The sequence below is a fragment of the Klebsiella sp. BIGb0407 genome (genome assembly GCF_024807845.1).
Lineage (GTDB): Bacteria > Pseudomonadota > Gammaproteobacteria > Enterobacterales > Enterobacteriaceae > JGM124.
In genome coordinates this window covers 927,328-940,571 of the sequence record NZ_JANUEQ010000001.1, presented here as the reverse complement: position 1 = coordinate 940,571, position 13,244 = coordinate 927,328, and the positions used below count along the sequence as shown (strand labels likewise).

Below are 13,244 nucleotides of genomic sequence, written 5' to 3'. Positions count from 1 at the left end.
CCATGCGCATTTTAGCCATCGATACTGCAACTGAAGCTTGTTCTGTTGCGCTGCAAGACCCTGAGGCGTGTTACGCCCAGTTTGAACTCTGCCCGCGTGAACATACGCAACGTATCCTGCCAATGGTGCAGGAAATCCTTGAGCGTGCTGAAACGCGGTTAGCGGATATCGACGTGCTGGCCTTTGGGCGTGGGCCGGGAAGCTTTACGGGTGTGCGCATTGGTATTGGCATTGCCCAAGGGCTTGCTCTTGGCGCTGAACTGCCAATGGTCGGTGTCTCGACGCTGGCAACCATGGCGCAGGGAGCATGGCGACGTACCGGAGCCACTCGGGTTCTGGCTGCAATAGATGCCCGCATGGGTGAAGTCTACTGGGCGGAATATGTTCGGGATGAGGCGGGTGTCTGGCAGGGCGAAGCGAGTGAAGCGGTATTAAAACCTGATGCGGTAGCTGAACGTTTAGCCGGGTTAACCGGTGAGTGGGCTATCGTCGGCACGGGCTGGCAGGCCTGGCCTGATATGGCCAGCCAAAGTGGGTTACAGATCCGTGACGGTGAAACAACCTTACCCGAAGCAGAAGATATGTTACCTCTGGCTCTTCTGGCTTTTAACGCCGGACAAGCGGTCGCAGTTGAAGAATCAGAACCTGTCTATTTACGCAATGAAGTGACCTGGAAAAAACTGCCTGGTCGTGAGTAACCATCGAAAGTCATGTTCTGCTCTCCTGCTGATAAAGTAAGCAGATATCCGCTTCAGGCTCGAGATGTCGGGCCTTCTTTTGATAACTTATTGTTGTTTGTTGTTTTAAATCACGGCTCACCCCGTGATTTTTTGTCATTTTCGCCCATAAAAAAATGAGTGATGCGCTTCGCAACCTTTGAACGGGCTAATAAACAAACTGGTACGCTGAGTTAATATAATGTTAATGAAGTGGTGCGCCGAGGTGTGCGATGACAATGAACAGTACGATTAGAGGTGTGTCTTTGAATAAGGTCTGGCTTAAGCGCTATCCAGCCGATGTACCGGCAGAAATTAATCCCGACAGATATCAGTCTCTGATTGATATGTTTGAACAGGCCGTTGGACGTTATGCCGACAAGCCCGCTTTTATCAATATGGGTGAAACCATGAGCTTCCGTAAACTGGAAGAGCGGAGTCGGGCATTTGCCGCGTATCTACAGCAAGGGCTGGGGCTGAAAAAAGGCGATCGTGTTGCCTTAATGATGCCTAACCTGCTTCAGTATCCGGTGGCTTTATTTGGCATCTTACGAGCCGGTATGGTGGTGGTGAATGTGAACCCACTGTACACCCCGCGTGAGCTGGAGCACCAGTTGTGTGACAGTGGAGCGAGTGCCATTGTTATTGTCTCTAATTTTGCGCATACGCTCGAAAAAGTCGTCAGTCATACCCAAGTAAAACATGTGATTCTGACTCGACTGGGTGATGAGCTTTCGTTGGCGAAAGGTACGCTGGTAAACCTGGTGGTTAAATACATCAAGCGTATGGTGCCAAAATACCATTTGCCAGGAGCTATTTCATTTCGTCAGGCCTTGCAAAGCGGCGAAGATTTGCAGTACCTCAAGCCAGATATTGTGAGTACCGATCTGGCCTTTTTACAGTATACCGGCGGTACAACCGGTGTGGCTAAAGGCGCGATGCTGTCTCATCGCAATTTGCTGGCTAACCTCGAACAAGTGAAAGCGGCCTATGGTCCGCTACTTGAAGAGGGCAAAGAGCTGGTGGTCACGCCGCTGCCGCTATATCACATTTTCGCCCTGACGGTGAACTGCCTGTTCTTTATTGAACTTGGCGGCTGTAGTTTGCTGATTACCAATCCTCGTGATATTCCCGGTTTTGTGAAAGAACTGGGTAAATATCGTTTCACCGCGATGACCGGCGTGAATACCCTGTTTAATGCGTTATTGAATAACAAAGCCTTTCAACAGCTGGACTTTTCCTCTCTGCATCTCTCTGCCGGAGGCGGTATGCAGGTGCAGCATGTGGTCGCTGAACGCTGGGAAAAGCTGACCGGACGTTTCCTGCTTGAAGGATACGGTCTGACGGAGAGCTCACCTTTAGTCAGTGCGAACCCACATGATATGGATTATCACAGTGGCTCTATTGGTTTACCGGTTCCTTCTACCGATGTTAAGTTGATTGATGATAATGGCCTTGAAGTCTCTCCCGGCTCACCGGGTGAGCTTTGTGTTAAAGGCCCGCAGGTGATGCTGGGATACTGGCAGCAACCCGCAGCCACTGCAGAAGTGCTTAAAGATGGCTGGCTGCAAACCGGTGATATCGTGGAGATAGATGAAAACGGCTTTATGCGTATTATCGACCGGAAAAAAGATATGATTCTGGTCTCCGGTTTTAACGTTTACCCGAATGAAATTGAAGAAGTGGTGATGCAACACGAAGGTGTGCTCGAAGTGGCGGCAGTAGGTGTCCCTGCGGGTGTCACAGGTGAAGCCGTGAAAATTTTCGTGGTTAAAAAGTCGCCTGACCTCAGTGAGCAGGAGCTGATTATCTTTTGCCGACGCCATCTTACCGCCTATAAAGTACCAAGATTGATTGAGTTTCGTACTGAATTGCCGAAATCCAATGTTGGAAAAATTTTACGACGAGAACTACGTGACGAGACGAGTGTGACAGGTAACAATACAGTCTAAGCGTAGAGTCTGCCTTCGGGCATAAATCTAAGAGAATAGAATTTGAATTACCAGATGATTACTACTGATGCCGGACTTGCTGCTGTTTGTGCAGCGGCCCGGCAGTATCCTGCGTTAGCGCTGGATACCGAGTTTGTTCGTACACGTACTTATTATCCGCAACTTGGCTTGTTGCAAATGTATGATGGCGAAACCATTTCACTGATCGATCCCCTGACAATCAGTGACTGGTCTCCCTTTAAAGCGCTGCTACAGGACACCGGTATCCAAAAATTCTTACATGCGGGTAGCGAGGATCTGGAAGTTTTTCTTAATGCCTTCGGCATGATGCCAGAACCTTTTATTGATACTCAGATTCTGGCTTCATTCACCGGCAGGCCTCTGTCTTGTGGCTTTGCCACCCTGGTTGAATCCTTCACCGGTATTGCGCTGGATAAAAGCGAGTCACGTACTGACTGGCTGGCACGCCCACTGTCAGAGCGCCAGTGTGAATATGCGGCGGCGGATGTGTTCTATTTATTGCCGATTGCCCACAAACTGGTGGCCGAGGCTGAAACGGCGGGCTGGTTACAAGCCGCACTGAGTGAATGCCGTCTGATGCAGGCCCGGCGTCAGGATATTCTTGCACCCGAAGAAGCCTGGCGTGAGATTAGCCAGGCCTGGCAATTACGACCTCGTCAGCTGGCATGCCTGAAAAAACTGGCCGCCTGGCGTCTGCGTTGCGCACGCGAGCGGGATATGGCGGTGAATTTTGTCATACGGGAAGAAAATCTCTGGCAGGTTGCACGTTATCTGCCAGGCTCTCTCGGTGAACTGGCTAATTTGGGACTCAGTGGCACCGAGATCCGTTTCCACGGCAAAACATTGATAGCTCTGGTGGCGGAAGCCGAAGCGTTACCTGAGAGTGAACTACCGGCCCCTCTGGTGAATCTGGTTGATATGCCGGGTTATCGCGGATTATTTAAGGCGATTAAGGCGACGGTTCAAACCGTCAGTGAAACGAGTGGGTTAAGCGTGGAACTGCTGGCTTCTCGTCGCCAGATTAACCAGTTACTGAACTGGCACTGGAAATTGAAGCCACAGTCGTTACAGCCGGAACTGGTAAGCGGCTGGCGTAGGGAATTGATGGCTGATAAGTTACATCAGCAGCTGGCAGGCCATTAAAACAGATAAGTTACCGGAATCGGTAATCGTATTCCGGTAACTTATTTTTACTCGTTATAAAGTCACAGTCGCTTAGTCAGGCTTCAATACTTCATCGGTCTCAGGCAATGTCACGTTCAGTTCCAGAACAGAGATATCATCGCCTTTTTGTTCCAGCGCAACGGTAACCATTTCCGGATCTATCTGAACATACTTACAGATGACTTCCAGAATATCGCGTTTCAGTTGTGGTAAATAATGGGGTTCGCTATCACCCCGACGTCGCTCTGCAACGATAATCTGCAAACGTTCTTTAGCGATATTAGCAGTACTCTTTTTTCGCGAAAGAAAAAAGTCTAAAAGTGCCATAACTTATCCTCCGAAAAGGCGTTTGAGGAATCCTTTCTTCTCTTCTTCTATGAAGCGAAAAGGGCGTTCTTCTCCGAGTAAGCGCTCAATGGTATCCGCATAGGCTTTACCTGCGTCAGACTCGGCATCAAGAATTACAGGCTCACCCTGGTTAGATGCCCGCAGAACAGACTGGTCTTCAGGGATAACACCCACTAGTGGAATGCGCAGAATTTCCAGCACATCCTCCATACTCAGCATATCCCCTTTACTGACCCGACCCGGATTATAACGTGTCAGAAGTAAGTGCTCTTTTATTGGGCTCTCACCTTTTTCAGCACGTAATGATTTAGAGGAAAGAATACCCAGAATACGGTCAGAATCCCGGACTGAAGAGACTTCAGGGTTGGTGGTAATAATTGCTTCGTCAGCGAAATAGAGCGCCATCAGCGCTCCTGTTTCGATACCCGCTGGTGAGTCACAAATAATAAACTCAAAATCCATTGCCTTAAGGTCTTCCAGCACCTTGGCGACGCCGTCACGGGTCAGTGCGTCTTTGTCGCGCGTTTGTGAGGCTGGCAGGATATAGAGATTTTCAGTGCGTTTATCACGGATCAGCGCCTGATTTAATGTTGCATCACCTTGGATAACATTAACAAAATCATAGACTACGCGGCGCTCGCAACCCATAATAAGGTCCAGATTACGCAGGCCAATATCAAAGTCGATAACGACAGTTTTATGTCCCTTCTGAGCCAATCCCGTAGCGATGGCTGCGCTAGACGTGGTCTTACCAACGCCCCCTTTACCCGATGTAACTACAATAATGCGTGCCATGAGGAGTTCCTTGTTATAAAGGGCCTAATATAAAGGTTGAAAGGAAAGCGCGCCTTTAATCAGATTCAGGCGAATCGCTTTTCCATAATAGTCAGCCGGAATTTCATCACTCAGCCGATACTCTCCTGCAATTGAAACTAGCTCAGCATGCAGATGAGTGCAAAATATATGAGTATCAGTATTACCGCTTGCGCCTGCAAGCGCTCGCCCACGCATCATACCGTAGATGTGAATATTACCATCTGCAATTAATTCTGCACCTGCGCTGACATGACTTGCGACAATCAAATCACTATTTTGTGCATAAATGCGCTGTCCGGATCGAATAGGTGTATCAATAAAGCGTGTTTGAGTGGATGGCGCAGCCACCGGAACAATATCCGGAGCCGGAACAGGTGTTGCAGACACAGTTTCCCGTGCCACTTTTTCTTTGCCTTCATTCAGGAGGGGTAACCCGGCGAGAGCAATTGCAGCTTTCAATGACTCATCTTTACAGCCACTGATCCCTACAACATGCAACCCGGTCGATATTACCGCCTGTTGGATCTGCTGCCAGTTAACTGCGCCTTCGAGGCTTGCCACATTTAATACGACTGGCGCATGTTTTAAGAAAGCCGGCGCCTGGGCTATTTTTTCTTCCAGAGCTTGTTGAATGACCTCTGGTCTGGAGTCGTGTAAATGAACGACAGAGAGTGTGAAACTGCTCCCTTTTAACTCGATTGGCGTATTTGACATCCTGACCTTACCCAATTCAGTTTCAATCCCCACAATTGTGGGACGATATTCCGAACTACGCAAGGCATGTTATAGTTCTCAATATATTCAGGCAAGCCACAGACGGGCTAAAATAGAGTAAAAAACATGTATTGTGTGATCTATCGAAGTACTAAGCGTGACCAGACATATCTGTATGTTGAGAAAAAAGATGATTTTTCGCGGGTACCTGAAGAGCTGATGAAAGGGTTTGGCACACCAGTACTCGCTATGATGCTACCGCTGGATGGCAGTAAAAAACTTGCTCATACCTCTCTGGATAAATTGAAAAGTGCGCTCGAGCAGGACGGCTATTATTTACAGATCCCGCCGCCGCCAGAAAGTTTGCTTACTATGCACTTGGAAAATATTCCGAAAAAATCATAGGTGAAAGCTATTCAAGCGCCAGAAATATCAGAATGAGTATTATGTTCTCTATTCATTTCGCTACAGCGGCTCGTGATAGGCTGACACTCAGACATCATAATTAACGACGATTTCAAGGTGGAGAAAGACATCATGTATCAACATCGTAACTGGCAAGGGGCGGTCCTGGATTATCCGGCGAGTAAGGTCGTTTGTGTTGGCAGTAATTATGCTAAACATATTAAAGAGATGGGGAGCCAGACGCCGGAAGAGCCGGTGTTATTTATTAAGCCTGAAACCGCATTATGCGATATCCGTCAGCCTCTTGCCTTACCTCAAGGTTTGGGTGAAGTACATCATGAAGTCGAGCTTGCCGTGTTAATAGGTTCAACCTTAAAACAGGCCTCTGAAGATCATGTGCTCAAGGCGATAGCAGGCTACGGTGTTGCACTGGATTTGACGTTACGTGACTTGCAAAGTGGCTTGAAAAAAGCGGGACGTCCATGGGAAAAGGCCAAAGCATTTGATAATTCCTGCCCCATTTCTGGTTTTATTTCCGCGCGTGAATTTCACCAGGATCCGCAGAATATTCCCCTCAGTCTTATTATTAACGGTGAGACCCGTCAGTCAGGTTCTACCGCTGATATGCTGCATAAAATCATCCCGCTGATTGCCTATGCCAGCCGATTCTTTACCCTGCGTGCCGGTGATATCATTCTGACAGGGACACCTGAAGGTGTCGGACCGCTGGCTAAAAATGATGAACTGGAAGTCACTTTTGCTGATAAGAGCCTGACGACCCGGGTTTTATAACTCTATTGCCGTCAATTGGCGGCAATATTTACCGTCTTAAGGTATACTGTTTATACCCAAGGTTCTTGGGTATAAACATGCTTTTCAAATCACCTGAAATCCTTTTAATTCTCTCGTGCAGGAACCGTTATGACCGCAGTCCCTTTCTGGCAAAGTAAAACCCTTGATGAAATGAGTGATGCCGAATGGGAGTCGCTGTGTGATGGCTGCGGGCAATGCTGTCTTCACAAGCTGATGGATGAAGACTCTGATGAAATTTATTTCACCAATGTGGCCTGCAAGCAGCTCAATATCAAAACCTGTCAGTGTAAAAATTATGAGCGCCGCTTTGAGTATGAGCCTGATTGTATCAAGCTGACGCGGGATAATTTGCCTACCTTTGAATGGCTTCCTCACAGCTGCGCATACCGCCTGCTGGCTGAGGGTGAACCGCTGCCTGGCTGGCATCCGCTGCTAACCGGCTCTAAAGCAGCAATGCATGGTGAGCGTATTTCTGTTCGTCATATTGCTGTCAGAGAGTCTGAAGTGGTCGACTGGCAGGATCATATTATGAATAAGCCGGAATGGGCTGATTAATTGTCTGATATGAAAGAGACTAATGGCTAATGATTTATGGCCTGAGGTATATGTGGGACAAGTTCAGCGACGCGGTATCGAGACAGCATGGCAAGAACAGTCTTCCACCTCAGGCTCTTTGATAACCCCTTCTATCCGTTACGATGGCAAACCTCATCCCTACGCATCTGAATACCTTCACTTCCCCTCAGGTGTTTTTATTATTTCATCAGCGACCAGTATTAGTTACTTGTGGAAATGAGTAATTTTTAATACAACTAATAATTCACTATCTTCATAAAGATTATGCTCCGGGATAAAAATATGAATGACATCGCTACCAATGATCGAATTGCCGAACTTGAGCAAAAAATTGAATATCTGGAGGATAGAGTCAGAGCAATTGATAACGAGAAGCTCGCCCTGGAGGTAATACTTCTCGCGACCGCTGCCACATCCCCAGAGTATCAAGTTGAGTTAATTAAAAACTATATAGAATCAATGGCATCGGCACTTGAAAGCTCAGGAGTAAACGAAAACCCCGAACATATTGCAGCGAGACGCGCCGTCTATAAACGCGTGTTCTCACGAACGATTGGATATGAATAAATCTCACCCTCAGTGATATTAGTGCCGGGATGTTTACCCGCAACCGGCACGTGTTTCCTCATTTCCACAGTCAAAGGAGCTTTCATACTGGTTATTCCACAGTCAATACAGGAATACCGAATGGATACCGGATGACTTATTACGTTCCTTCAAAACGGGATCGGTGCTCTTTCTGTTGTTCAAAGTAACGAAGTACTGAGAGAGGGTGAGAATCCTTGGGGGTAAACAGGGGGAACAAAATTAGCGCAAAAGAACTTCAAAACCACCTGGAGTGTCGATTCGTCTTGCGCTATCTTCTGTCTGTAGTAAGGGTCGTTTATTTTTTGAACAAATGAATGCGATGTTTGATTAACATGTAAACCAGCGCGACAAAGGCAACAAATGTAAAACCATTCGTGACATAGAGAAACACAATCGCATCGCCTATTTTTTCATTAGCGATAAGCCAGCTGGCTACCGATAATCCGCAGGCGATGCCGAATATCCATGTGAGGATCCAAATCAGTATTTTCATTTTTAACGTACTCGCATTTATTATTCAGAAAGTGCCAACACTCTAAATATATTTCAATATGGTGTCGATGGTTAGTGCTTTTCCCGATGAGTCGAAAATATTTCTGCAATAAAGCATCAGAACGTTTGTTGACTGTTATCTGTTGGTTAAATTAATGTATTTTATCGCAATCAGCAGGGGAGTTACTTGCAGCATCGCGAAAAATGGACAATTCTTAAAGGGGTATCACCAGCTCAGGGTGATCGTACTAATTATAATGTAAGGAAAGCCGAATGAACTTGAAGAAATTTTTTATGATGATTTGCGTTGTGATGTCACTGGGTCTGACGTTAACTGCCTGCGCCCCGTCACCAACCCAGGAAGGTACCGGTGGTTATTTTGATGACTCTGTTATCACGACTAAAGTAAAAGCTGCACTGCTGGGCGAAAAAAATATTAAATCAACTCAGATCTCTGTAGAAACTTTTAAAGGCCGTGTGCAATTAAGTGGTTTTGTTTCCAGTGACCAGGAAGCAGCTCTGGCAGTGAAAACTGCTCAAACAGTTCCGGGTGTGAGAACCGTCATTAACTCTATGCGCCTTAAATAATTTATCGCTGAAAGATGACACTTAAGTCATCTGTTTTAAAAACCCATTGTGTTGATACCGATGGGTTTTTTATTTTTCAGGGTATTCAGCAAAAAAAAGACTCACCAGCAGGTAAGTCTTTTAATCAATGTGGATCGGCAATCAGCGATTAAACAGGCCGCGTTTTTTTGGCTTAACGAACTGCGCCATCAGCACCAGCACGCCAACAATCAGATACGCCGCAAAAATACCAATTAACCACTGTGGCATCTCAAGTGATAAGAATGACCACTGTAATTCAGCGCAGTCACCACTGGCGACAAAAACTTGTGGTAGCCATTTATCAAGCGGTAACCATTCAGGAAAACGTGCAGCAAAATCGCAAGTAGCAAACGGGGACGGGTGCAATTGTATCATTGTATGTTCCCAGGCCAGCTGCAAACCTTTCCCTGCACTGTAAAGCCAGAGTGCAATCCCAGCGTAGCGTAGCGGTGATTTAGGAGCGATTGCGCCCAACAGGCCCGCACCCATCACACCGAACAATGCGCTACGCTCATAGATACACATCACACAGGGATGCAGGCCTAAGCCGTGCTGAAACCACAATGCGACTAGTTCTAAAGCGAAAGCAGTAAACGCCATTAACAGCCAAGCTCCGCGTCCACGTGAGCACTGGTTTAAGTATTGCAACATAATCAGGATCCCTGCAACATGCCTAGAGTCGGCAGTGTAAACGAAAAAGTTTTTTGTGCTAGTAGGATAGATGAAAATAACTCGTGGACTGAGAGCATCAAGGGTCGGCTGTCGTCAGTGAAACGAAGACATTCATCTGGCTTCTATATCTGTACAGAATTAGTGTAATTAAATTAATAAATTAAAATCAATGGTTTATTGTTTTTTTCTTCGCTGGAGTAGTAAAATTCCGTTTACGCGTACCGGCAAGATAACAATGATTCTGTTTACATAGATAATCTGTGTACAGTTGTATCATGCTCAGCCAGCAACAGCGCGCTAAACACTGAGGGAGCGGTGATACAAAACCCGTGACTGCCTGAAAAATCGCTAACGTATTGCCCTGGATAACGACATCCCGGATACAAGAGCTGAAGGGCATTCTACTCGTATAATCGTCGGAGCGTAATCCCGAATACAGGCCGTGCGTTTACTGATATTAGCTTATTAAGATAAAAAACTGCGTTATAACGCACGTCCATTAGATTTTTCGATTGTATTATGAGCCCCGGATCATTTATTTATGTTCATCGTTTTTCTGAGCTCAGCGCCTATCAGCAACTTGAAATATTTTGGATAGAGAACGTAAATTTGGACGCTATCTGGAATTCATGCTATCTGGTATGATGAGTATAACTGGCAAAACCTGCGTAATGGAAATTTTACCATGGTCATCAAGGCACAAAGCCCAGCGGGTTTCGCTGAAGAGTATATTATAGAAAGTATCTGGAATAGTCGTTTTCCGCCGGGATCTATTCTTCCCGCTGAACGTGAACTGTCAGAGCTTATTGGAGTAACCAGAACCACGTTGCGCGAAGTTCTGCAACGTCTTGCTCGTGATGGCTGGTTGACCATTCAGCATGGTAAACCGACCCGTGTGAATAATTTCTGGGAAACCTCCGGACTGAATATTCTGGAGACCCTGGCACGACTCGATCATGATAGCGTGCCGCAGCTTATCGATAACTTATTGTCGGTCAGAACCAATATTTCAACCATTTTCATCCGCACGGCAATACGCCAGCATCCTGAAAAAACACAGGAAGTCTTGTCCCAAGTCGCTTCGGTTGATGATAGCGCCGATGCTTTTGCCGCGCTGGATTATAATATTTTCCGTGGGCTGGCTTTTGCTTCTGGCAATCCTGTTTACGGTTTAATTATTAATGGCATGAAAGGTTTGTATACCCGGATTGGCCGTCAATATTTCTCCAACCCCGCTGCGCGTCGCCTTGCGCTGGATTTCTATCATCAGCTAGGTAAGCTTTGCCAGGAAGGTTTATACGATAACGTATTCGAAGTGGTGAGAAATTACGGGCGTGAAAGTGGTGAGATCTGGCATAGCATGCAGAAGAATTTACCCAGTGACGTTGTCATGCTCGGCCGTTAAGACACTTATGTTACAACAGAAAGACTACCCTGGAGTCTGGTTTCCAGGGTAGCTGACAGATAACGAGCCTGAATCTCTTATGTCAGATTCCGGTTCGGACAACGATCCAGTAAATCCACGCTTGAATCTTCATTTTGTTGTTCCAGCACGACGTCAAATCCCCATAAACGATGGACATGCTTCAGCACTTCTTTGTATCCGCTATCCAGAGGAACGCGATTATGCGGGACATAACGTAAAGTTAGCGAACGATCGCCGCGTAAATTCACATTCCAGACCTGTATATTCGGTTCCAGATTACTGAGATTATACTGGGCTGAAAGCTGATGGCGGATCTGGCGATAACCTTCCTCGTTATGAATTGCTGCTATTTCCAGATAATTATTTTTATCATTATCCAGTACCGTGAACAGACGAAAATCACGCATCAGCTTCGGTGATAAAAACTGGCTGATAAAACTCTCATCTTTAAAATCACGCATGGCAAAATGCAGTGTTTCCAGCCAGTCTGAGCCCGCAATATCCGGGAACCAGTATCTGTCCTCTTCGGTTGGTGACTGACAAATACGTTTGATATCCTGGAACATGGCAAAGCCCAGTGCGTAAGGGTTAATACCACTGTACCACTGGCTATTATAAGGCGGCTGGAACACCACATTGGTATGGCTGTGGAGAAACTCCATCATAAAACGTTCGCTGACTTTCCCTTCATCATAGAGATGGTTGAGCAGGGTATAGTGCCAGAATGTTGCCCAGCCCTCGTTCATTACCTGTGTCTGTTTTTGGGGATAAAAATACTGGCTGGATTTACGCACAATACGCATGATTTCACGTTGCCAGGGTTCAAGCAGCGGGGCATTTTTTTCCATAAAATAGAGCAGGTTTTCCTGTGGTTCTGTGGGAAAACGGCGTTCTGTTTCGATAGTCACTTCTTCTTCGCGACGTGGCAGCGTCCGCCATAATGTATTTACCTGACTTTGCAGATAAGCTTCACGGCTTTCCTGACGGGCTTTCTCTTGTTCCAGCGATATTTTTTGCGGGCGTTTATAGCGATCGACACCATAGTTCATTAAGGCATGGCAGGAATCCAGCAGGCGCTCGACCTCATCAACCCCATAGCGTTCTTCACACTGGCTGATGTAATTTTTGGCAAAGATAAGATAATCAACAATCGAGCTGGCATCTGTCCAGCTGCGAAATAAATAATTATTTTTAAAGAAAGAATTATGACCATAACAAGCATGGGCAATGACCAGTGCCTGCATCGTCATAGTGTTTTCCTCCATTAAATAGGCAATGCAGGGATTAGAGTTAATCACGATTTCATAGGCCAATCCTTGCTGACCATATTTATACCTCTGTTCGGTCTCTATAAACTTTTTACCAAACGACCAGTGAGAATAATTGATAGGCATGCCAATACTGGAGTAGGCATCCATCATCTGTTCTGAGGTAATCACTTCTATCTGGTGAGGGTAGGTATCAAGTCGATACAGTTTTGCGACTCTGTCTATCTCGGCAAGATATGTTTCGAGTAGCTCAAATGTCCAGTCGGGTCCGTCACTCAGACGGTCCACATCCTTAGCGGCAGAATCAGTTACAGTCACCATCAGCGCACCCTCTTTATTATCGACTCTCAAATCAAGAGTCTCAGTTTAAAGAATAGACAACCTATTGAAGATATACCTGTTCTGTATTTTTTTCTTCACATTTTATTATCTCTATCAAGACTCATCTTTTTCCTGCATGTCTCAATTTTTTTCGTGGGATTACAGGTCTGTCGGCATCTCATAAATAATCGGGTTTCGATACTGAATACTTTGATTCAATTTAATTGAATGATTAAGGCAAATATTTAGCATTTTTTTTGAATGAGAACTCAAGTACTCTTCTGTTATGCAATAGATTCGGCCCTGAAAAAGGGTTTGTTGAAAGCATTGAACCGACATTTAA

Annotated in this window: 15 protein-coding genes; 9 read left to right on the top strand and 6 right to left on the bottom strand. The window is 46.1% G+C overall.

Annotated elements, in window-relative coordinates; translation table 11 throughout:
• Positions 1–2: 2 nt before the first annotated feature.
• From tsaB to rnd, 3 genes are all read left to right on the top strand, one after another.
• Positions 3–698 carry a tRNA (adenosine(37)-N6)-threonylcarbamoyltransferase complex dimerization subunit type 1 TsaB gene (gene tsaB / locus M2387_RS04440; RefSeq protein ID WP_259047423.1) on the top strand — a complete coding sequence of 232 codons (696 nt, stop codon included), beginning with the start codon at positions 3–5 and terminating at the stop codon, positions 696–698.
• A gap of 284 nt (positions 699–982) precedes the next feature.
• Positions 983–2,668: a long-chain-fatty-acid--CoA ligase FadD gene (gene fadD / locus M2387_RS04435; protein WP_259048285.1), complete on the top strand. Its 1,686-nt coding sequence runs from the start codon at positions 983–985 to the stop codon at positions 2,666–2,668.
• Between the two features lie 42 nt (positions 2,669–2,710).
• Positions 2,711–3,832, top strand: coding sequence for a ribonuclease D (gene rnd, locus M2387_RS04430; RefSeq protein WP_259047422.1), 1,122 nt, complete (start codon positions 2,711–2,713; stop codon positions 3,830–3,832).
• 72 nt (positions 3,833–3,904) lie between these two features.
• Here rnd and minE read toward each other — a convergent pair whose 3' ends face one another.
• The 3 genes from minE to minC are packed head-to-tail and all read right to left on the bottom strand — an operon-like array spanning position 3,905 to position 5,731.
• Positions 3,905–4,180 (bottom strand): cell division topological specificity factor MinE, encoded by a 276-nt coding sequence (gene minE, locus M2387_RS04425; RefSeq protein ID WP_259047421.1) that lies wholly within the window; start codon positions 4,178–4,180, stop codon positions 3,905–3,907.
• A gap of 3 nt (positions 4,181–4,183) precedes the next feature.
• On the bottom strand, positions 4,184–4,996 hold the full coding sequence (minD, locus tag M2387_RS04420; RefSeq protein WP_259047420.1) for a septum site-determining protein MinD: 813 nt from the start codon (positions 4,994–4,996) through the stop codon (positions 4,184–4,186).
• 24 nt (positions 4,997–5,020) lie between these two features.
• Entirely contained in the window at positions 5,021–5,731 is a 711-nt protein-coding gene (minC, locus tag M2387_RS04415) for a septum site-determining protein MinC (protein WP_259047419.1), read from the bottom strand.
• A 126-nt stretch (positions 5,732–5,857) separates the two neighbouring features.
• On the opposite strand from minC, the gene M2387_RS04410 reads away from it, so the two are divergent.
• The 4 genes from M2387_RS04410 to M2387_RS04395 all read left to right on the top strand — a co-directional run bounded on the left by M2387_RS04410 (position 5,858) and on the right by M2387_RS04395 (position 8,092).
• On the top strand, positions 5,858–6,136 hold the full coding sequence (locus tag M2387_RS04410) for a YcgL domain-containing protein (protein ID WP_259047418.1): 279 nt from the start codon (positions 5,858–5,860) through the stop codon (positions 6,134–6,136).
• Between the two features lie 132 nt (positions 6,137–6,268).
• Positions 6,269–6,928, top strand: coding sequence for a fumarylacetoacetate hydrolase family protein (locus M2387_RS04405; protein ID WP_259047417.1), 660 nt, complete (start codon positions 6,269–6,271; stop codon positions 6,926–6,928).
• Between the two features lie 129 nt (positions 6,929–7,057).
• The gene (locus tag M2387_RS04400; protein ID WP_259047416.1) at positions 7,058–7,504 is read left to right on the top strand and encodes a YcgN family cysteine cluster protein; all 447 of its coding nucleotides are present in this window, start codon (positions 7,058–7,060) and stop codon (positions 7,502–7,504) included.
• A 303-nt stretch (positions 7,505–7,807) separates the two neighbouring features.
• Positions 7,808–8,092, top strand: a complete 285-nt coding sequence (locus tag M2387_RS04395) for a hypothetical protein (protein WP_259047415.1) — start codon at positions 7,808–7,810, stop codon at positions 8,090–8,092.
• A gap of 316 nt (positions 8,093–8,408) precedes the next feature.
• On the opposite strand, the gene M2387_RS04390 is transcribed toward M2387_RS04395, so the two are convergent.
• Complete coding sequence (locus M2387_RS04390) at positions 8,409–8,606, bottom strand: hypothetical protein (protein ID WP_259047414.1); 198 nt, start codon at positions 8,604–8,606, stop codon at positions 8,409–8,411.
• A gap of 272 nt (positions 8,607–8,878) precedes the next feature.
• Here M2387_RS04390 and M2387_RS04385 point away from each other — a divergent pair, with 272 nt between their 5' ends.
• Positions 8,879–9,193, top strand: a complete 315-nt coding sequence (locus M2387_RS04385; protein ID WP_409039423.1) for a BON domain-containing protein — start codon at positions 8,879–8,881, stop codon at positions 9,191–9,193.
• A 141-nt stretch (positions 9,194–9,334) separates the two neighbouring features.
• On the opposite strand, the gene dsbB is transcribed toward M2387_RS04385, so the two are convergent.
• The gene (gene dsbB / locus M2387_RS04380) at positions 9,335–9,865 is read right to left on the bottom strand and encodes a disulfide bond formation protein DsbB (RefSeq protein WP_259047412.1); all 531 of its coding nucleotides are present in this window, start codon (positions 9,863–9,865) and stop codon (positions 9,335–9,337) included.
• 706 nt (positions 9,866–10,571) lie between these two features.
• On the opposite strand from dsbB, the gene fadR reads away from it, so the two are divergent.
• A complete protein-coding gene (gene fadR, locus M2387_RS04375; protein ID WP_259047411.1) occupies positions 10,572–11,291 on the top strand; it encodes a fatty acid metabolism transcriptional regulator FadR in 720 nt (239 codons plus the stop codon).
• Between the two features lie 77 nt (positions 11,292–11,368).
• Here fadR and M2387_RS04370 read toward each other — a convergent pair whose 3' ends face one another.
• A complete protein-coding gene (locus tag M2387_RS04370) occupies positions 11,369–12,901 on the bottom strand; it encodes a SpoVR family protein (RefSeq protein ID WP_259047410.1) in 1,533 nt (510 codons plus the stop codon).
• Positions 12,902–13,244: the final 343 nt, after the last annotated feature.